This is a genomic window from Bradyrhizobium sp. CCBAU 25360 (genome assembly GCF_028128695.1).
Lineage (GTDB): Bacteria > Pseudomonadota > Alphaproteobacteria > Rhizobiales > Xanthobacteraceae > Bradyrhizobium > Bradyrhizobium ottawaense.
In genome coordinates, this window is record NZ_LBJA01000040.1 from 39,953 (window position 1) to 59,949 (window position 19,997).

The window sequence follows — 19,997 nt, forward strand, 5'->3', positions numbered from 1 at the left end:
AGCCATCCGCGGCCCTGCGACTTGAAATGACGTTTCTCATTCAATGGCTTGGGAAGATGCTGCGCTGCCAATCGGCATGAGACGCAGTCTCCGACACGTTCTTTCGCGACACGGCGTCGCGCGTGTCCGTAGTCTCACGGCCCTTGCCGCGCGTTGTGCATCGCGCGTCGGCCGATTCCCCACAGCGTCAGATTCCAGGCGACGCAGGTGCCGAGCGCGAGACACAGACCGACGGCCGAGCCGAACGACACCACTGCAACGTGCAGGACGGCGATTGCGGTGCCGAATCCGAGCAGGCCCCAGGCGGAGTTGGCGAGCACGGCGGCGGTTGGCGCGCCGCCGATGCGCGGATGCAGGATCACCATGATGCTGGAGAACACCACGGGATACAGCGCGATGATGCCGCTGATGCGGGGGCCCACCCAGCCCGAGGTCGAGACCACGATGGCGACCAGGGTCGCGACCAGTGCAGCCCGCATCGGCACGTCGTACCAGCGCCGCGTGACCAGCGGCATCTTCACATGGCGATAGCCCGCCAGCAGCGGAATGCAGATGCCGAAGGCGATCAGATTGGCGGCGAGCCCGGCGGTGAGCGACCAGTCGAACTGGCGGATGATCGAGGCAAGCACGATCCAGACGGCAACCGCACTTCCACAACTCGCCGCAAGACCATGCCGCTGCGCCAGCACGACATAAATGAGGCACATGAAGATCGTCGCAGCATTGATCGGAAGGCTCGCCAGCGAGCCCTGCGCGATGAAGGCGGCATCGTGGTCGAGCGCGAGGAAGACGTAGGAGGGACCGGCCGAGATCGGCAGGGTCGCGACCAGCGCACCGATCACCGGACCCGCGCGCTCGGTGATGATCGAGGCCGTCACGACGAACGCCGCCGCGATCGCCATGCGCAGGAGAAGAAAGAGGAGGAAGTGGAGATCGGGGGACATTCTGTCTGTCATTCCGGGGCGCGCGAAGCGCGAGCCCGGAATCCATAGCCACAGGCCGTACTGGTTTGAGAGCTGGAGCAACGACCGTGCGAAATCACGACGGCCTGGGGTTATGGGTTCCCGCCTCCGCGGGAACGACACCATCCGTGGAGTAGCGGCTTTCGCCCCTCACATCCGCTGCATCGACACCGAAACCTTCGGGCCGTTCTTGATGGTCTGGTAGACCACGCAATAGCGCTCGGTCAGCTTGAGCAGGAGATCTAGCTTGTCCTGCGGCGCCGATGTGTCGACCTCGAAGCGCAGACGGATCTCGGCGAAGCCGACCGGGGTCTCCTTGTCGACGCCGAGCGTGCCGCGGAAATCGAGATCGCCCTCGGCATAGACGTTGCCGGTCTTGAGCGGCACCTCGATCGCAGTCGCGACCGACTTCAACGTGACCCCGGCACAGGCGACGAGCGCCTCAAGCAACATGTCCCCGGAGCAGAGCTCGAGGCCGGAACCGCCGGTCGCCGGATGCAGGCCCGCAAGCGCGATGGCGCGGCCGGTCTCGACCTTGCAGGCGATGCCTTCGCTGTCGGTGGAGCCCTTGGCCTTCAGCGTGATCAGCGCGGTCTTGGGATCGGTCTTGTAGCGCTCCTTGATCGGAGCCTGCATCTGGCGCAGCTCTGCAGCGTCCATTTTCGTTCTCTCCCGGAAAATTGCCCCTCGATGTACCGGTTCAGAGCGAAATTGTCACCACCACATGGCCTGACCGGGACCCTGGGTTGCGTCACGGTCGGGCACATTGCGGTCGAGCGAACGGTCGAGTGACGTCAGCACACTTCGCTTGAAATTCTCGAACAGCGGCGAATTGCGGTCGCGTGGGCGGCCGAGATTGATCTCGATCTGGTCGAACAACCGGCCCGGCCGCGGCCGCATCACCAGCACGCGGTCGGCCAGCACCACGGCCTCGTCGACGTCGTGTGTGACGAGGATGAGCGTCGGCCGCGTGTCCGCCCAGAGGTCGAGCAGATGATCCTGGAGATCCCTGCGGGTGAAGGCATCGAGCGCGGAGAACGGCTCGTCCAGCAACAGCACCTCCGGCTGCGGCACCAGCGCCCGTGCGATCGCAACCCGCTGCGCCTGTCCGCCGGAGAGCTCGCGCGGCCAGGCCTGCGCCTTTTCCGCCAGCCCGACGCGTTCGAGCGCACGCGCGACCTTCTCGCGCCGCTGCGCCGCGGACAAATCGGCAAGGCCGAAGCCGATATTGTCGGCGACGCTGAGCCAGGGCAGCAGCCGCGGCTCCTGGAAGATGATGCCGATCTTGGCATGCGGCGAGACGATCGCCTCATTGTCGAGCGTCACCGTGCCAGCGCTGGCGCGATCGAGGCCGGCGATGGCGCGCAGCAGCGTGGACTTGCCACATCCGGAGCCGCCGATGATGGCGATGATCTCGCCCAGCCTGATGTCGGCGGAGAAGCGCGAAAGCGCCTGTACGCCGTTGGGATAGGTCTTGCTGACCCGGTCGAGCGCCAGCATTGCCTCAAGCTCCCTTCGCGCGCCCGAAGGCATCCTGCCAGCGCAGGAAAGGTGCGGCCGCAACCTCGATCAGCCAATCGGTGAGCTTTCCCAGGATGGCGAAGATCACGATGGCGGCGAGGATCTGCGCGGGCTTGCCGAGCTGCTGGCCGTCGAGCAGGAGATAGCCGAGCCCTTCGGAGGCACCGATCAGCTCGGCCGCGACCACGAACATCCAGCCGAGGCCGAGACCGACGCGCAGGGAAACCACATAGGCCGGCAGCACCGCCGGCAGCAGGATGCGGCGGATCATGGCGAAGCCCGAGAGGCGAAAGGTCCGGCCGACCTCCACGATCTTGCGATCCACCGAGAGGATCGCGCCCATCACGCCGAGATAGACTGGAAAGAACACCCCGACCGCGATCAGCGCGACCTTCGAGGTCTCGAAGATACCGAGCCAGAGGATGAACAGCGGCACCCAGGCGAGCGACGGAATCGCGCGCAGCGCCTGCACGGTCGGATCGAGCAGCCGGCGCGCCAGCGACCAGTAGCCGGAGACGGCCCCCAGCAACGTGCCTGCGATCACACCGAAGGCGAAGCCGAGCCCGACGCGCCACAGCGTTGCGGTGATGTGGCGGACCAGCTCGCCGGAGCGGGCGAGCTCGGCGAGGGTGGCAAAAACGCGCGAAGGCGGCGGCACCAGCCGTCCGTTCGACCAGCCGAGCCACACCACGAGCTCCCAGCCGAGCGCAAGCGCGACCGGCAGCAGCAGCCCCAGCACCGGCCGTGCATAACGCGCGGCGCGCGAGGGCGCAGCAGCGCTCTCGGCCGGTTCCGAAGTCTGTTGCAAGGCTGGCGCGTCGGAGATCATGGCCGGTAGGAAGCGCGTCTTGTGTGGGATTGCAAGGGCGCGCGGCAATCTCGATTGTCGCCCCGGACAAGCGAAGCGCAGATCCGGGGTCCATAACCACAGGAAGGCATGGTTACGGGGACTCGGAGTGGCCGCCTGCGCGCGGCAGCCACGCCCCGTGGTTATGGGTCCCGGGCTCGCTTCGCGCCCCGGGACGACGGCGGGGTGTGGTGCGCGCTTGCCTCTTCCCTGCCGATCAGTTCGTCGGCAGCGAGACCTGGTCGTCGATCAGGGCGTCGAGCGTCGCCTTCACGTCGACCTTTGCATCGACGACGCCCGCCTGCTGCAAAGCGAGGCCGGCGGCGAGGATCGACTCGCGCTGGGCTGCGCCGATGCGGCTGTGGGTGAGCTCGGTGCGCTCCTTGAGCTGCTTGTCGACGACGGCCTCGGGGAGTTTTGTGACCGCGATGAAGGTCTTCTTCAGCTCGTCGTAATTGGCCAGCGAATATTTGCGCGCCTCCTCATACACCGCGAGGACGCGGCGGGCAGCGTCGGGATGGTCCTTCAAAAACTGCTCGCGCACATTGAGGATGCCCCAAGTGTTGGCGTCGGCCTTGCGGTAGAACAGCTTTGCGCCCTCCTCGACCTCGGCCTGCGCCATCATCGGATCGAGGCCGGCCCAGGCATCGACGTCGCCGCGGATCAGTGCGGTCTTGCCGTCGGCATGCTGGAGCAGCACCGGGGTGATGTCCTTTTCGGTGAGGCCCGCCCCTAACAGCGCGCGCACCAGGAAGATGTGCGGATCGGTGCCGCGCGTCACCGCGACGCGCTTGCCCTTGAGGTCTGCGACGCCGGCAATCTTGGAATCCTTTGATGTCACCAGCGCCGTCCACTCAGGGCGCGAATAGACATAGATCGACTTGATCGGGTTGCCGTTGATGCGGGCGACCAGCGCCGCCGAACCCGCGGTCGAGCCGAAATCGATCGAGCCGGCATTGAGGAATTCGAGCGCCTTGTTGGAGCCGGCCGACTGCACCCAGGTGACGGTGATGCCGTCCTTGGCGAACTCCTTCTCCAGGAGCCCCTTCTGCTTCAGAACCATCGACACCGGATTGTAAGTCGCCCAGTCGATGCGGATTTCCTTGAGCGGATCGGCCGCCTTGGCCGCGGGGGTCATTGCGAGCGCAACAGCTCCCGCCAGCAGAATGCGTCGTGTAATTCCGGTCATACCCAGCCTCCTCCAAAACTTCATTGTTTTTCAATGAGTTATATCTAGAGGTCAACGAGAAAATCCGCCCCTTGAAAGCGCGCCGGCCGAGAACAGATTTGCCCAAAGCCGGAGCTTTCCAGCATGGAACGACTATTGCCAGAGAATGGCGGGTGACAGCGCCTGTCACCTCTTATATCCGGTGAGACATGGACAGCGTCGCGACTGAGCACAAGGCCGAGGTGGACGATCGTTTCGACACTGCGCGGATCACCGCCGCGGTCGATGCGCTTGCCGAAAAGCACCAGGGGCGCGAGGACGCGTTCCGCACGGCCATGGCGCAATTGCTCAAGGCCGAGCTGATCGCGGCACGCGCCGCGGCACAGGAGATCCTCCTGAAGGACCGCCACGGGAGGCGCTGCGCCGAGCGGCTTTGTCACGTGCAGGACGAGATCATCCGCATCCTGTATTCGGCGGCGACCCGCCATCTCTACCGCTCGCCGATCCCGAGCGGCGCCGAGCGCATGGCGGTGGTCGCGACCGGCGGCTACGGCCGCGGCCTGATGGCGCCCGAATCCGACATCGATCTGTTGTTCATCCTGCCCTACAAGCAGACCGCCTGGGGCGAGCAGGTCGCCGAAGCCATTCTCTATTGCCTCTGGGACATGGGGCTGAAGGTCGGCCACGCCACGCGATCGGTGGACGAGTCGATCCGGCAGGCGCGCGGCGACATGACCATCCGCACCGCGATCCTGGAAACGCGCTTCCTCACCGGCGACAAGCCGCTCTATGAGGAGCTGGTCGAGCGCTTCGACAAGGAAGTCGTGCAGGGCACCGCGTCCGAATTCGTCACCGCCAAGCTCGCCGAGCGCGAGGAGCGCCATCGCCGCGGCGGTCAGTCGCGCTACCTGGTCGAGCCCAACGTCAAGGACGGCAAGGGCGCACTTCGCGACCTGCACACGCTGTTCTGGATCGCCAAATACGTCTACCGCGTCCGCGACACCGGCGAGCTGGTCGAGCGCGGCGTGTTCGATGCGCAGGAATACCGCAGCTTCCGCCGCTGCGCCGATTTCCTCTGGTCGGTGCGTTGCAATCTGCACTTCTACTCCGGCCGCGCCGAGGAGCGTCTCTCCTTCGACCTCCAGCGCGAGATCGCGGTGCGGCTCGGCTACACCTCGCATCCCGGCATGCAGGATGTCGAGCGCTTCATGAAGCACTACTTCCTGGTCGCCAAGGAAGTCGGCAACCTCACCGCCATCCTCTGCGCCAAGCTCGAGGACCAGCAGGCCAAGCCCGCGCCGGTCTTGAGCCGGATGATGGCGCGGCTGCGGCCGACCGCGGCGAAGCGGCGCGTCCCCGACAGCGACGACTTCATCGTCGACAACAACCGTATCAACGTCGCCGCGCCCGACGTGTTCAAGCACGATCCGGTCAATTTGATCCGGATTTTCCGTCTCGCGCAGAAGAACAACCTCGCCTTCCATCCGGATGCGATGCGCGACGTGACGCGGTCGCTCGGCCTGATCAACGCGCAGATGCGCGAGAATCCCGAGGCCAACCGGCTGTTCATGGAGATCCTGACCTCCGACAACGCCGAGATCGTGCTGCGGCGGATGAACGAGACCGGCGTGCTCGGCCAGTTCATCCGCGCCTTCGGCAAGATCGTCTCGATGATGCAGTTCAACATGTATCATCACTACACCGTCGACGAGCACCTGATCCGCTGCATCGGCTTCCTCCAGGACATCGAGCGCGGTGGCATCGAGGAGTTCACCCTCGCCAGCGACCTGATGCGCAAATCCCGGCCCGAGCACCGGTCGGTGATCTACATCGCAACACTGCTGCACGACGTCGCCAAGGGCCGGCCGGAGGACCACTCGATCGCCGGCGCCAAGGTAGCGCGGCGGCTGTGTCCGCGGTTAGGGTTCAGCCCGGCCGACACCGAACTCATCGCCTGGCTGATCGAGGAGCATCTGACGATGTCCACGGTCGCGCAGTCGCGCGACCTCTCCGACCGCAAGACCATCGAGAATTTCGCCGCCGTGGTGCAATCGGTCGAGCAGATGAAGCTGCTGACGATCCTGACCACCGCCGACATCCGCGGCGTCGGTCCCGGCGTGTGGAACGGCTGGAAGGCGCAGCTCTTGCGTTCACTGTATTACGAGACCGAGCCGGTGCTGACCGGCGGCTTCTCGGAAGTCGACCGAGGCAAGCGCCTCACCGCCGCCTACGCCGAATTCCGAAATGCCTTCGCCGAATGGCCGGCGGAGGAACTCGATGCCTATATCGGCCGGCACTATCCGGCCTACTGGCTCAAGGTCGAGCTGGCGCGCAAAATTCGCCACGCCCGCTTCGTCCGCTCCAGCGAACAGGCCGGCCACAAGCTCGCGATCAATGTCGGCTTCGACGAGGTGCGCGGCGTCACCGAGCTGACGATCTTCGCGGCCGACCATCCCTGGCTGCTGTCGATCATCGCCGGCGCCTGCGCTTCGGCCGGCGCCAACATTGTCGACGCCCAAATCTACACCACGACCGACGGCCGCGCGCTCGATACCATCTCGATCTCGCGGGAATACGACCGCGACGAGGACGAGGGACGGCGCGCCACCCGCATCGGCGAGATGATCGAGGATGTGCTGGAAGGCAAGCTGCGGCTGCCCGAAGTGGTGGCGCGGCGCACGGTGCGCAGCAAGGCGCGCCCCTTCGTGATCGAGCCGGAAGTCACCATCAACAACCAATGGTCCGACCGCTACACCGTGATCGAGGTGTCCGGCCTCGACCGGCCCGGCCTGCTCTACGAGCTGACCACCGCGATCTCGAAGCTCAACCTCAACATCGCCTCAGCCCATGTCGCGACCTTCGGCGAGCGCGCCCGCGACGTGTTCTACGTCACCGACCTCCTGGGCGCGCAGATCAGCGCGCCGACCCGGCAGGCCGCGATCAAGAGCGCGCTGACCCATGTGATGGCCGGCGACAAGGCGGTCCAGCCGGCGGCGTGAAGAGCGTTCGCGCACCTCCGTTCTCTTGTCATTCCGGGGCGCCGCGCAGCGGCGAGCCCGGAATCCATCGAGCCACCGGTGACGCGGAGAAATGGATTCCGGGCTCGCGCTTCGCGCGCCCCGGAATGACAGGTGACTAAACCTCCACCCCTTCATGCCGCAGCAGCCAGCGCTTGCGCGCGAGCCCGCCGCCATATTTCACCAGCGAACCATCCGCGCCGATCAAGCGGTGGCAGGGCAGCACCACACTGATCGGATTGGAGCCGTTGGCATGACCGACGGCACGAATGGCTTTTGGCAAATCAATCTTTGCGGCGAGTGCGCCGTAGCTCATCGTGGTGCCGGCGGGGATGTGAGCCAGCGCGTTCCAGACCTTCTGCTGGAACGGCGTGCCGGCGATACGCCATGCGATGGCCGAGAGCTGACTGAGATCGCCTTCGAAGTAACCGGACAGCGCCGTCCGCATGGATGCAGGCGCAGGCCGATCACTGAGATCGACTGCACCGTAGTGCAAGCGTAAGAGCTCGCGCATGCGATGCTCATAGTCTTCCCAGTCCAGTGCGCGTAGCGCACCCTCGGCATCGGTGACGAGCAAGGCAATCCCGATCGGCGTCGTCAGGCGATCGAGGCCGAAGCTTGCAGACGGTTTGGTTGATCGCCCGGGCATGGTGGCACCATTGCATCGAAACATGCATCGCGTTTGACATGCCGGCCGTGCTATCGTCCACCCGAAAGCTGACGCTGGGGGAGCTCAACTTGATCCTGATCGCCAATGTCCTGGTGGCGCTGGTCGCCACACTGCACGTCTTCTTCCTGATCCTGGAGATGTTCCTCTGGGACAAGCCGCAGGGCTTGAAGGTGTTTCGCAACACGCCGGAGAAGGCCGAGATCACGAAGGTGCTGGCCGCCAATCAGGGCCTCTATAACGGCTTCCTCGCCGCCGGCCTGATCTGGGGTCTCGTCCACGGCAACTCGGCCTTCGCATTCCAGATCAAGGCGTTCTTCCTGCTTTGCGTGATCGTGGCCGGCGCCTATGGCGCTGCGACCGTCAGCACCCGCATCCTGATGGTGCAGGCCCTTCCGGCGGCGGTCGCGCTGGTTGCGTTGTTCCTGGCCTGAGACGCCTGACCCGGGACTCCCTGGCCTGAGACGCTACGGCGCAGCGCTGCGATCCTTGCGCGGCGGCGAAGCTTCCTCCACAATCTTCGGCAGCGATGGCGACCGTTGCAATCAACGGGAAAAGACCATCGGCCGAAAATTCCGTCAGGAGGAACAACCAATATGACCAATCGCAGAGCTTTCTTAGCTGCCACGACAGCGCTCGCCTTCACGTTCTCCGCGAACCAGGCCTTCGTAAGCCAAGCCTTCGCCCAGAAGAAGTACGACACGGGGGCGACCGACACCGAGATCAAGATCGGCCAGACCGTGCCGTTCTCCGGCGCCTACTCGGTCTACGCCAATATCGGCAAGACCCAGGCCGCCTACTTCAAGATGATCAACGATCAGGGCGGCATCAACGGCCGCAAGATCAATCTGATCCAGTATGACGACGCCTATTCGCCGCCGAAGACGGTGGAGCAGGTGCGCAAGCTCGTCGAGGGCGACGAGGTGCTGTTCACCTTCCAGCTCATCGGCACCGCGGCCAACGCCGCCGTGCAAAAATATCTCAACGGCAAGAAGGTGCCGCAGTTGCTGGCCTCGACCGGCGCGGCCCGCTTCAACGATCCCCAGAACTATCCCTGGACCATCGCCTACAATCCCAACTACGTGTCCGAGGGACGCATCTACGCCAAATACATTCTCAAGGAGCATCCGAACGCCAAGATCGGCGTGCTCTACCAGAACGACGACATGGGCCGCGACTATCTTGCGGGCCTCAAGAGCGGCCTCGGCGACAGGGCCGCCAGCATGATCGTCGGCGAGGTCTCCTACGAGGTCACCGACCCGACCGTCGATTCCCAGGTGGTCAAGCTGAAGTCGATGGGCGTCGACGTGTTCTTCGATGCCTCGACGCCGAAATTCGCGGCACAGGCGATCAAGAAGCTCGCCGACCTCGGCTGGACGCCGGTGCACATCCTCGACATCAATGCGAGCCCGATCTCGGCGACGCTGAAGCCGGCTGGCCTCGACATCTCCAAGGGCATCATCTCGACCCAGTACGGCAAGGAGCCCAGCGATCCCCAGTGGAAGGACGATCCCGGCGTGAAGGCCTTCTTCGCCTTCATGGACAAGTATTTCCCGGAAGGCGACAAGCTCAACACCGTCAACACCTACGCCTATTCGGTGGCGGAGCTGCTGGTGCAGGTCCTGAAGCAATGCGGCGACGATCTGACGCGTGAGAACATCATGAAGCAGGTCGCCAACATCAAGGACTTCACGCCGAGCTTCGCGCTGCCCGGCATCAAGATCAACACCGGACCGAACGACTTCCGCGTCAACAAGCAGATGCAGATGATGAAGTTCAACGGCGAACGCTGGGAACTGTTCGGACCGATCATCGAGGACACGGGACCGTCGGGCTAGTCCCGATCTCGTAGGGTGGGTTACGCCCAGCGGACTGCGCTTCGCGCAGTCCGCAAGGCTATCCCACCCTACGAACGCCCACCTTGCGTCGCAACAATCGTTCCTCCACACTTGCCCTCAGCGATGGCATCGGACGCGTCCTGCGGCCGGCAGATCATCGGCAAAAACAAACTGAGGGAATTGCGAATGAGGAATGGAAAGCTGCATCTGGCCACGGCGCTTGCTCTGGCGCTGTCGATTTCAGCGGCCAATGCCCAGAAGAAATATGATCCGGGCGCCAGCGACACCGAGATCAAGGTCGGACAGACCATGCCGTTCTCGGGGCCGGCGTCGGCCTATTCGTCGATCGGCAAGACGCAGGCCGCCTATTTCAAGATGATCAACGACCAGGGCGGCGTGAACGGCCGCAAGATCAATTTGATCCAGTATGACGACGCCTATTCGCCGCCGAAAGCCGTGGAGCAGATCCGCAAGCTGGTCGAGAGCGACGAGGTGTTGCTGACCTTCCAGATCATCGGCACGCCCGTGAACGCGGCCGTGCAGAAATATCTCAACGCCAAGAAGGTGCCGCAGCTGTTCGCGGCGACCGGGGCCTCGAGGTTCACTGATCCCAAGAACTTTCCGTGGACCATGGGCTTCAATCCCAATTACTTCGTCGAGGGCCGCATCTACGGCCAGTACATTCTGAAGGAGCATCCGAACGCCAAGGTAGGCGTGCTCTATCAGAACGACGACCTCGGCAAGGACTATCTGAACGGCATCAAGGCCGGCCTCGGTGACAAGGCCGCCAAGATGATCGTGACGGAAGCCTCCTACGAGGTGTCCGATCCCACCGTCGATTCGCAGGTCCTCAAGATCAAGGATGCCGGCGCCGACCTGTTCTTCAGTGCGACGACGCCGAAGCAGGCCGCGCAGGCCATCAAGAAGATCGCCGAAATGGGCTGGCATCCGGTCCAGATCGTCGACATCAACGCCACCTCGGTCGGCGCGGTGCTGAAACCCGCAGGCCTTGACGCCGCCAAGGGCCTGATCAGCGTCAACTACGGTAAGGAACCGCTCGATCCGACCTGGAAGGATGACCCCGGCATGAAGAAGTATTTCGACTTCATGGCGAAGTACTATCCGGATGGCGACAAGGATTCGAACTTCAACACCTACGGCTACAGCACCGCGCAGCTGCTGGTGCACGTGCTGCAGCAGTGCGGCGACAACCTGACGCGCGAGAACGTCATGAAGCAGGCGGCGTCACTGAAGGACGTCGCCAGCGACACTGCGCTGCCCGGCATCAAGGCCAACACGTCGCCTACCGACTACCGCGTCAACAAGCAGCTTCAGATGATGAAGTTCAACGGCGAGCGCTGGGAGCTGTTCGGCCCGATCCTGGAGGACGCGGGCCCGGCGGGTTAGGCGAAGAGTTCTGAAATGCAATCGGCGGCCTGCGGGCCGCCGATCTTTTGGAGCTATCCCCGTCACCCCTTAGGGGGTGGCCGCTTCTTCAGCGGCCCTCGATGGGCGACGGCCCGCTGGTGGCCGCACATCCTCCGAGGCTCCCGGCGCGATGCTTTGCATCGCGCCACTCGCACCTCGGGATGACGGAGGGAGATCACCGATTTGGCGGCCTACTCCGGTATCTCTCCAAAATTCTTCCCGATCCGCAGCACGGCGTGCCGGATCAGCCGCGAGTCCTCGACCGCGGCCTGGCGGTGCTTCACAGCCTCGCGGTAGACGGGATCGCGGATCATCTCGACGAAGGCTCCGACATCAGGATATTCGGCGATGAAGCAATGGTCCCAGCGCTCCTCCTGCGGACCGATCAGCATCAGCTCGAACTTGCCCTGCCAGATGATGCGGCCGCCGAGGCGTTCGAACACCGGGCCGCTCTCGCGGCCATAGGCCGCGTAGGCTTCGGCGCCGCTCGCCTTGCGGCCGTCCGGGTAGGCCGCCTCCTTGCGCAGGCGCACCAGGTTGAGCATGTGGATCGGACCCGGGCGGTCATTGTCCCGGAATTGCGCGAAGATCTCCTTGGTCGGATCGATATGGCCCATTTGGGTTTCCTCTGCGTGTTTCCTCGTGTTTTATGCCGGCGATCCTAGCTCCGTCATCCAATCAGCGGAACTGCGGCGGGGGAATGCCGCACCTCCTAATCGGGCGTTAAGGTCTGGGTAACCGGGCCTTAAACAGCGACCGCTAGCGTGCGGCGGGGCGGGCTGACCGGGCGTTTTTGCGTATGGCGTGGGGAAAGAAAAAGGGTGGGCGGAAGGAGCCGCTGTTCGGCTTGCCCGCGGCGCTCGCCGATCTGCGCCTGACCGCGGCGGATCGCATTCCCGGCGGCGACGACAAGCCGAAGAAATCGACGAAATCATCCGCCAAGCGCAAGGGCGAGGATTCCGGCGACGAGCCGCCGCGCGAGCGGAAAGCGCCAGCCAGCCGCAGCGGCGCCAAGCGGCGCACCAAGTCACGTATTGGCGCCAGCATCGGCCGCCTGGTCTATTGGGGCGCGGTGCTCGGCCTGTGGGGCGCGATCGCTCTGATCGGCGTCGTGATCTATGTCGGCGCCCATCTGCCGCCGATCCAGTCGCTGGAGATTCCCAAGCGGCCGCCAACGATCCAGATCGTCGGCATCGACGGCAGCATGCTGGCGCAACGCGGCGAGATGGCCGGCGCCAATGTCTCGCTGAAGGATTTGCCGCCGTATTTGCCGAAGGCTTTCATCGCCATCGAGGACCGCCGCTTCTACTCGCATTTCGGCATCGACCCGATCGGCATCCTGCGCGCCCTCGTCACCAACGTCATGCATCGCGGCGTCTCGCAGGGCGGCTCGACGCTGACGCAGCAGCTCGCCAAGAACCTGTTCCTGACCCAGGAGCGCACCATGCAGCGCAAGCTGCAGGAGGTGGAGCTCGCGATCTGGCTCGAGCGCAAGCACTCCAAGAACGAGATCCTGGAGCTCTATCTCAACCGCGTCTATTTCGGCTCGGGCGCGTATGGCGTCGAGGCCGCCGCGCAGAAATATTTCGGCAAGTCGGCGAAGAACGTCACGGTCGCCGAGGCCGCAATGCTGGCCGGGCTCGTCAAATCGCCCTCGCGCCTTGCGCCGAACCGCAACCCCGAAGGCGCCGAAGCCCGCGCGCAGATCGTGCTCGCGGCGATGGCGGACGCAAAGTTCATCACCGACGCGCAGGCGCAGGCCTCGATCGGTCATCCCTCCTACAATGTGAAGCCGGTCGGCGCCGGCACGGTCAATTACGTTGCCGACTGGATCGGCGAGGTGCTGGACGATCTGGTTGGCCAGATCGACGAGAGCATCAAAGTCGAGACCACGATCGATCCGAAGCTGCAGAGCGTGGCGGAAGCCGCCATCATCGACGAGCTCGCGGCCAAGAGCGTGAAGTTCAATGTCAGCCAGGGCGCGCTGGTGGCGATGACACCTGATGGCGCGGTGCGCGCCATGGTGGGCGGGCGGAACTATTCCGAGAGCCAGTACAACCGCGCTGTGACCGCCAGACGCCAGCCGGGCTCCTCGTTCAAGCCGTTCGTGTACCTGACCGCGCTCGAGCAGGGCCTGACGCCTGATACGATGCGACAGGACGCGCCGATCGAGGTCAAGGGCTGGCGACCCGAGAACTACACCCATGAATATTTCGGCGCGGTGACGCTGACGCAGGCGCTGGCGATGTCGCTCAATACCGTCGCCATCCGTCTCGGCCTCGAGGTCGGACCGAAGAACGTGGTGCGCACCGCGCACCGGCTCGGCATCTCCTCCAAGCTCGAGCCCAACGCCTCGATCGCGCTCGGCACCTCCGAAGTCTCGGTGGTCGAGCTGGTCGGCGCCTATGCGCCCTTCGCCAATGGCGGTCTCGCGGTGGCACCGCACGTCGTCACGCGGATCAAGACGCTGGGCGGCAAGCTGCTCTACATGCGCCAGCCTGAGGAGCGCAATCAGGTCATCGACCCCCGCTATGTCGGCATGATGAACGCGATGATGCGGGAGACGCTGATATCAGGCACCGCCAAGAAGGCCGAGATCCCCGGCTGGCCCGCGGCCGGCAAGACCGGCACCAGCCAGGATTACCGCGACGCCTGGTTCATCGGCTACACCGCGAGCCTCGTCACGGGTGTCTGGCTCGGCAATGACGACAACTCGCCGACCAAGAAGGCGACCGGCGGCGGCCTGCCGGTGGAAGTGTGGTCGCGCTTCATGAAGGCGGCGCACGAGGGCGTGCCGGTCGCGGCATTGCCGAGCACGCAAGGTGGCTGGGGCCTGTCGAACCTCGCGCAGGCGGCCTCGCAGGTGTCGCCGCCGACAGCGGCAGCGCCCGGGCCGGCACCCGCAAGCAATGGCGGCTATCGTCCACCGCCGACGCGCGCCAATGCGCGGCCGGAAGCGGCGGCGGGGCTCGACGGCTGGCTGATGGACCGGCTGTTCGGCGGAAACCGATAGGCTCGCGCTGAGGTCTCCATGACCTCAAGACAAAAACTGCGAAAACAACCCCATGCACAGTAGCCGAAGATAACGAAATCAACGGCTTGCAGAGGCAGCCCAGACGCCTGAAGCACGTGCCTGGAAATCAGCGGCATCGCTTCGGCAAGTCCTGCCCAGCGCGGCAAAATTCGCCGCGCCCCGGAACTCGCCTAAAGCAAAAACTCCAATCCCTTCAAGCTCCCGTCAGCGGCCCGGGATTTGCTCTCATAAGTTGAGCGAGTGTCTGGGAGCGTTCCATGATTCAAATCTATCCAGCGCGGCGCTGCCGCATCTGCGGCCCGCATCAGCATCCACTTCAAATGCGAGGTCTGGTCTTCAGGCGGTGGCACCGGATGCGACCGACGCGGCAACCAGCGGCTTCCGGATCGACCTCTCGCAGGTCAAGCCGCTGTCAGGCGCCAAGGTCATATCGGCCGCGGATGATCCCGTCCTGCATGACCTCATGGCAACGCATTGGCTGATCGCGCACGAGACGAATGCACCTCAGTCGGTCGTCGCGGACAATGCGCCGGAGAATACCTACGCGCAGGTGAAAGTGGACGGCAAGGTGGTGGCCACGCTGTACAACGGCGGATCCTCGGCCATGACCAACCTGGCGGGCGCGAGGATCGGCAAGCTGGAAGATCCTCCCGGCTTGAGCGGACCAGACCTGGCGCAGTGGCGCGCCGACAATTACGCCAGGCTGCTTGGCGGCACCGTCGAAAAGGCGCCCACCGCGATCACGCAATCGCAATGGACACCGCGTGAAAGCAGTTCCACGACCTACAGCCGCGAGCAACTCGACGCTGCGTTCCAGGCGATGCTGGCCGTGGGCCAGAAGGCCAGCGCGCAGCGGCAATCGTCCTATCTGGCGTCAGGCGCGCAAGCGGGGACGAGTGCGGATTTCAGTGCGTGAGCGGAGTCTGAAGCCGGCTCATTCTCAACTGTCATTCCCCGCGAAGGCGGGGAGTCCAGCATTCCAGAGACATCGAGATTCATAACGACTGCCGCGGCTTACTGGGTCGCCCGGTCGAGCCGGGCGACGACAGCGACGGTTAGGCGACAGCGCCCCTAATCCTCGACCCCATACCGGTGCAGATCATTGCCGTAGGTGTCGAGCCACTTCTTGGCGCGCTCCATCGACGGGCAGACTTTTCCGCACACGCGCCAGAACCGCGCCGAGTGGTTCATCTCGACGAGATGGGCGACTTCGTGCGCGGCGAGGTAGTCGAGCACGAAGGGCGGCGCGAGGATCAGGCGCCAGGAGAACGACAGCGAGCCGGCCGAGGTGCAGGAACCCCAGCGGCTGGACTGATCGCGGATCGACAGGCGCTTGACCCTGACGCCGAGCTCGGCGGCGTAAGCCTCCGCCGAACGCTGGAGGTCGCGGCGCGCCTCGCGCTTGAGGAAGTCGCTGACGCGGCGATCGACATGCTCGAGCCCGCCGGCGACGCAGAGAATGCGTTCGCCGCTATCGCGCGTCTCGGTCCACACCGTGCCGCGCGTGCCAGCGCGATGAACGATGCGATGCGACGTGCCGCGGAGCGGTATCACCGTGCCCGGCTGGAACGGCGCGGCCTTCGGCAAGCGACCGAGGCGCGCCGCGATCCACGCACCGTGGCGCTGCGCAAAGTCTTTTGCCTCGGCCAGCGTGCCGCGCGGCGGCATGGTGAGGATGGCTTCGCGATCGCTCGGATGAATTCTCAGGGTGTAACGGCGCGCGCGGCGGTGCCGGCGCAATCGGATGGCAAAATATTGCGATCCATGGGTGATCAGGACGGTCTTGGGTTCGTGGGGCCGCCGATAGAGGAGAGCGCGAGTGGCCATGTCTGTCAGTCCGGGGGGCAGGAGGGCGCCCGGATTTTGCCATAACCGCCGCCAGGGAAAGCGCTCGGCGCAAAAACAAATCATTTGCCCAATATACAGCGGTCTGACGTCCGGGAGACCCTACAGACTGGGGTTGGAACCGTCTTTTTTCGCCCCCGCTGGACGCATGCGGCACCCCCAAGGGGTGAGGGAAGACTCACTCCTATAAGGCTACCTAAATACCGCGAATCTGAAGAGAACCAGGCCCGGCCGGAGCCTCCGGCGGGGCCTGGATTTTCGACGGGAAAGCCGAAAACGAAGGTTATTCGGCCGCCAGAGCCTGCAATGAACTCGGATTCGCAGCTGAGATCATGAAGTCATGGATTCGCGGAACGATTTCCGACTTGAAGCGCGAGCCGTTGAACACGCCGTAATGTCCAACGCCCTTCTGGACGTAATGAACGCGGCGATGATCGGGGATCGAGCTGCACAATGTGTGCGTCGCTTCGGTCTGACCGAGACCCGAGATGTCGTCGTTCTCGCCTTCGACCGTCATCAACGCCACGCGCGTGACCTTGGATGGGTCCACGCGTGTTCCGCGATGGGTCATCTCGCCCTTCGGCAGCGAGTGCTTCACGAACACGGTGTCGACCGTCTGCAGGTAATACTCGGCGGAGAGGTCCATCACCGCGAGATATTCGTCATAGAACTCGCGATGCTTGTCGACGAGGTCGCCGTCGCCCTTCACCAGATGGGCAAAGAGCTGCTTGTGGGCGTCCATGTGGCGGTCGAGATTCATGCTGATGAAGCCGTTGAGCTGCAAAAATCCCGGATAGACGTCGCGCATCATGCCGGGATGCGGGAACGGCACCTTGGTGATGACGTGGTTGCGGAACCAGTCGATGCCGCGCTCCTGGGCGAGATTGTTCACCGCCGTTGGGTTGCGACGGGTGTCGATCGGGCCGCCCATCAGCGTCATAGAGGTCGGCACGAAGGGATCGCGCCGCGCTTCCATGATCGAGACGGCGGCGACCACCGGCACGGAGGGCTGGCACACCGCCATGACATGGGTGTTGCCGCCGAGGACGTGCAGCATCTCGATGACGTAGTCGATGTAATCGTCGAGATCGAAGCGGCCATCGCTGAGCGGCACCATTCGGGCATCGGCCCAATCGGTGATGTAGACCTCATGCGCGGGCAGGAAGGCCTCGACCGTGCCGCGAAGCAGCGTCGCATAATGCCCGGACATCGGCGCCACGATCAGCACGCGCGGCTGCGGGCTGCGCAGGGGACGAGCGAACTTGCGATCGAAGTAGAGCAGCCGGCAGAACGGCTTTTCCCAGACCGAGCGGATCTCGACGGGGACGCGGATGCCGTTGACCTCGGTGTCGTTGAGGCCCCATTCCGGCTTGCCGTAGCGGCGCGTGGTGCGCTCGAACAATTCGCAGGCCGCGGCGACCGACTTGCCGACCTCGGTGCGCGCCCAGGGATTGAGAGGATTCTGGAACAGCAGCTTGGTCGCGTCAGTGACCGCACGTGCCGGATTGAGAGAGGCGTGTGCCATCTCGTACATCCAGTACATCGGCGTCGTCAGGACCGGACTGCCTTCTGCAGCCAGGGGCGGTGCGCCGCCAAACTCACCAATAGGCATCGCTATATCCCTCTTCGCATCGCAGCATACTGCCGAATGCGCAATATTGCGTCAATGCATGGTTCCGTACATCTACGGAGCCGAAGCGGCTAAACCAGCCTGAATCCACGGGAAAGTGACGTTATTCACCGCCCGACAGCAGCGAGCCGTGCCGTTTGGCGCTGCGCAAAAGGGCAAGGAATGATGCAAAAGATGCAACCAGAAAGACGGCGTTGATGGCCAGCGCCTCCAGCATCAGATCGGCGCGGAAGGTGTTTTCGATCAGCAGCGCGCGCATTCCCTCGAAGGCATAGGTCGGCGGCAACGCCCAAGCGGCGTATTGCAGCCAGACCGGCAACACGCTGACGGGGTAGTAGACGCAGGCGAGCGGCAGGATCGCGAACATCAGGGTCCAGACGATGCTCTCGGCGCCGAGGCCGTTTCGCAGCACGAGACCCGACACGAAGATGCCGACCGACCAGCTCGTGAAGATCAGATTGCAGAAGAATACGATCAAGGGCAGGCCCAGGGCATAGACATTGAAGTGAAACATGAACAGGGCGAGCAAGGTCATCGGAATGATCCCGATCGCAAGCCGGATCAGGCTCATGACCATCAGCGACAGCAGAAACTCGATCGGCCTCAAGGGGCTCATCATGAGGTTGCCGATGTTGCGCGCCCACATCTCCTCCAGGAACGAGATGGAGAAGCCGAGCTGCCCGCGGAACAGGATATCCCAGAGGATGACGGCGCCGATCAGCGTGCCGCCGGCGCGCGCGAAGAAATTGGAATTCTCGGCGATGTAATACTGGATGAAACCCCAAGTGATGACCTGCAGCGCCGGCCAGTACAGCAATTCGAGCAGCCGCGGCCAGGATGACAGCAGGAGGTACCAGTAGCGCAGGATCATCGCGCCGATGCGATGGACGGAGATGCCGCGGTGGAGGGGGATGTCCGTCATCGCGCGATAACCTGACCCGGATGGGATCTGTCATCCCGGGGCGCGACATCGTCGCGAGCCCGGGATCCATAACCACGAAACTCAATTTGGCGAAGACTCGGAGTGACCCGTCTCGCCTCGCAACCGCCGCCTGTGATTATGGATTCCGGGCTCGCGCTCCGCGCGCCCCGGAATGACAGACCTCCATCCGGGCTACGAATACGGGTACGACCGCTCACCTTGCCGCCTCCTTCGCGCCGTTCACCCGGCCGCGCGCGACGTCCAGAAACACCTCCTCCAGCGTGGTGCGATTGTAGCGCGCCATGATCGCCTCAGGCGTATCGTCGTCCTCGATGCGACCGCGCTTCATGATGATGACGCGGTCGCAGAGCCGCTCGACCTCGAGCATGTTGTGCGAAGCCAAAAGGATGGTGGCGTTGTTGTCCTTGCGATAACGCTCCAGGTGCGCCCGCACCCAGTCGGCGGTATCCGGATCGAGCGAGGCGGTCGGCTCGTCCAGCAGCAGCAGCTCGGGCCGGTTGATCAGCGCTTTGGCGAGCGCGACGCGGGTCTTCTGCCCGGCCGACAGCTTGCCGTTGGCGCGGTCGATGAATTCGGTGAGATCGAGATCGTCCGCGAGCTCGGCGATGCGGCCGGCGAGGTTCTTCACCGCATAGAGCATGCCGAACACGGTGAGATTCTGCCGCACCGTGAGCCGCATCGGCATGTCGACATAGGGGCTCTCGAAATTCATCCGCCCCAGCACGGCAGCGCTCTCCTCGGGCATCCGATGTCCGAGCACCTGCACGCGGCCGGAGGTCGGCAGCACAAGGCCCATGATCATCGCGATGGTCGTGGTCTTGCCGGCGCCGTTGCCGCCCAGAAGTCCGGTGATGCTGCCACGCGGCAACGAAAAGGAGATGTCGTCGACCGCTCGGGTCTGCTTATAGATTTTGACGAGATGCTCGACCGCGATCGCCGCGGACGAGCTGCGCTCCGCGACAGTCGGCCGACTTGAAGCCTTGTCATTCTCGGTCATGCTGGTCGTTCTTCTGCTATTGCAGCGGATAGCGCAAGGCTTGTAATCCGGTGGTTCCGCGAGCCCAGCGTTTGTGATCTGGAAGGCACCCCCATTGGCC

Annotated in this window: 17 protein-coding genes; 6 read left to right on the forward strand and 11 right to left on the reverse strand. The window is 64.2% G+C overall.

Annotated elements, in window-relative coordinates; genetic code table 11:
• Positions 1 to 134: 134 nt before the first annotated feature.
• The 5 genes from XH81_RS19690 to XH81_RS19710 all read right to left on the reverse strand — a co-directional run bounded on the left by XH81_RS19690 (position 135) and on the right by XH81_RS19710 (position 4,519).
• Positions 135 to 944 carry a hypothetical protein gene (locus XH81_RS19690; protein WP_028139617.1) on the reverse strand — a complete coding sequence of 270 codons (810 nt, stop codon included), beginning with the start codon at positions 942 to 944 and terminating at the stop codon, positions 135 to 137.
• 168 nt (positions 945 to 1,112) lie between these two features.
• Positions 1,113 to 1,622, reverse strand: a complete 510-nt coding sequence (locus XH81_RS19695; RefSeq protein ID WP_028139616.1) for an OsmC family protein — start codon at positions 1,620 to 1,622, stop codon at positions 1,113 to 1,115.
• A gap of 54 nt (positions 1,623 to 1,676) precedes the next feature.
• On the reverse strand, positions 1,677 to 2,462 hold the full coding sequence (locus XH81_RS19700) for an ABC transporter ATP-binding protein (protein WP_028139615.1): 786 nt from the start codon (positions 2,460 to 2,462) through the stop codon (positions 1,677 to 1,679).
• A 4-nt stretch (positions 2,463 to 2,466) separates the two neighbouring features.
• Positions 2,467 to 3,312 carry an ABC transporter permease gene (locus XH81_RS19705; RefSeq protein ID WP_028139614.1) on the reverse strand — a complete coding sequence of 282 codons (846 nt, stop codon included), beginning with the start codon at positions 3,310 to 3,312 and terminating at the stop codon, positions 2,467 to 2,469.
• 235 nt (positions 3,313 to 3,547) lie between these two features.
• Positions 3,548 to 4,519 carry an aliphatic sulfonate ABC transporter substrate-binding protein gene (locus XH81_RS19710; RefSeq protein WP_028139613.1) on the reverse strand — a complete coding sequence of 324 codons (972 nt, stop codon included), beginning with the start codon at positions 4,517 to 4,519 and terminating at the stop codon, positions 3,548 to 3,550.
• A gap of 188 nt (positions 4,520 to 4,707) precedes the next feature.
• Here XH81_RS19710 and XH81_RS19715 point away from each other — a divergent pair, with 188 nt between their 5' ends.
• Complete coding sequence (locus XH81_RS19715) at positions 4,708 to 7,497, forward strand: [protein-PII] uridylyltransferase (RefSeq protein ID WP_028139612.1); 2,790 nt, start codon at positions 4,708 to 4,710, stop codon at positions 7,495 to 7,497.
• A 136-nt stretch (positions 7,498 to 7,633) separates the two neighbouring features.
• Here the strand turns inward: XH81_RS19715 and XH81_RS19720 are convergent, their stop codons facing one another.
• Positions 7,634 to 8,164, reverse strand: coding sequence for a methylated-DNA--[protein]-cysteine S-methyltransferase (locus XH81_RS19720; RefSeq protein WP_028139611.1), 531 nt, complete (start codon positions 8,162 to 8,164; stop codon positions 7,634 to 7,636).
• A gap of 38 nt (positions 8,165 to 8,202) precedes the next feature.
• Here XH81_RS19720 and XH81_RS19725 point away from each other — a divergent pair, with 38 nt between their 5' ends.
• The 3 genes from XH81_RS19725 (at position 8,203) to XH81_RS19735 (ending at position 11,427) form a co-directional block, all read left to right on the forward strand.
• On the forward strand, positions 8,203 to 8,616 hold the full coding sequence (locus XH81_RS19725; protein ID WP_049801932.1) for a DUF1304 domain-containing protein: 414 nt from the start codon (positions 8,203 to 8,205) through the stop codon (positions 8,614 to 8,616).
• A 162-nt stretch (positions 8,617 to 8,778) separates the two neighbouring features.
• Positions 8,779 to 10,020: an ABC transporter substrate-binding protein gene (locus tag XH81_RS19730; protein ID WP_028139609.1), complete on the forward strand. Its 1,242-nt coding sequence runs from the start codon at positions 8,779 to 8,781 to the stop codon at positions 10,018 to 10,020.
• A 186-nt stretch (positions 10,021 to 10,206) separates the two neighbouring features.
• Positions 10,207 to 11,427 carry an ABC transporter substrate-binding protein gene (locus XH81_RS19735; RefSeq protein ID WP_028139608.1) on the forward strand — a complete coding sequence of 407 codons (1,221 nt, stop codon included), beginning with the start codon at positions 10,207 to 10,209 and terminating at the stop codon, positions 11,425 to 11,427.
• A 212-nt stretch (positions 11,428 to 11,639) separates the two neighbouring features.
• Here XH81_RS19735 and XH81_RS19740 read toward each other — a convergent pair whose 3' ends face one another.
• Positions 11,640 to 12,065: a DUF1330 domain-containing protein gene (locus XH81_RS19740; protein WP_028139607.1), complete on the reverse strand. Its 426-nt coding sequence runs from the start codon at positions 12,063 to 12,065 to the stop codon at positions 11,640 to 11,642.
• A gap of 182 nt (positions 12,066 to 12,247) precedes the next feature.
• Here XH81_RS19740 and XH81_RS19745 point away from each other — a divergent pair, with 182 nt between their 5' ends.
• Positions 12,248 to 14,461, forward strand: a complete 2,214-nt coding sequence (locus tag XH81_RS19745) for a transglycosylase domain-containing protein (protein WP_028139606.1) — start codon at positions 12,248 to 12,250, stop codon at positions 14,459 to 14,461.
• A 313-nt stretch (positions 14,462 to 14,774) separates the two neighbouring features.
• Positions 14,775 to 15,398: a hypothetical protein gene (locus XH81_RS19750; protein ID WP_442868202.1), complete on the forward strand. Its 624-nt coding sequence runs from the start codon at positions 14,775 to 14,777 to the stop codon at positions 15,396 to 15,398.
• Between the two features lie 155 nt (positions 15,399 to 15,553).
• Here XH81_RS19750 and XH81_RS19755 read toward each other — a convergent pair whose 3' ends face one another.
• The 4 genes from XH81_RS19755 to XH81_RS19770 all read right to left on the reverse strand — a co-directional run bounded on the left by XH81_RS19755 (position 15,554) and on the right by XH81_RS19770 (position 19,897).
• Positions 15,554 to 16,393: a M48 family metallopeptidase gene (locus tag XH81_RS19755; protein ID WP_028139604.1), complete on the reverse strand. Its 840-nt coding sequence runs from the start codon at positions 16,391 to 16,393 to the stop codon at positions 15,554 to 15,556.
• Between the two features lie 217 nt (positions 16,394 to 16,610).
• Entirely contained in the window at positions 16,611 to 17,939 is a 1,329-nt protein-coding gene (locus XH81_RS19760) for a polyhydroxyalkanoate depolymerase (RefSeq protein ID WP_271596338.1), read from the reverse strand.
• Positions 17,940 to 18,060: 121 nt separating this feature from the next.
• Positions 18,061 to 18,879, reverse strand: coding sequence for an ABC transporter permease (locus XH81_RS19765; RefSeq protein WP_271596339.1), 819 nt, complete (start codon positions 18,877 to 18,879; stop codon positions 18,061 to 18,063).
• 214 nt (positions 18,880 to 19,093) lie between these two features.
• Entirely contained in the window at positions 19,094 to 19,897 is an 804-nt protein-coding gene (locus XH81_RS19770) for an ABC transporter ATP-binding protein (protein ID WP_212429576.1), read from the reverse strand.
• Between the last annotated feature and the right edge of the window lie 100 nt (positions 19,898 to 19,997).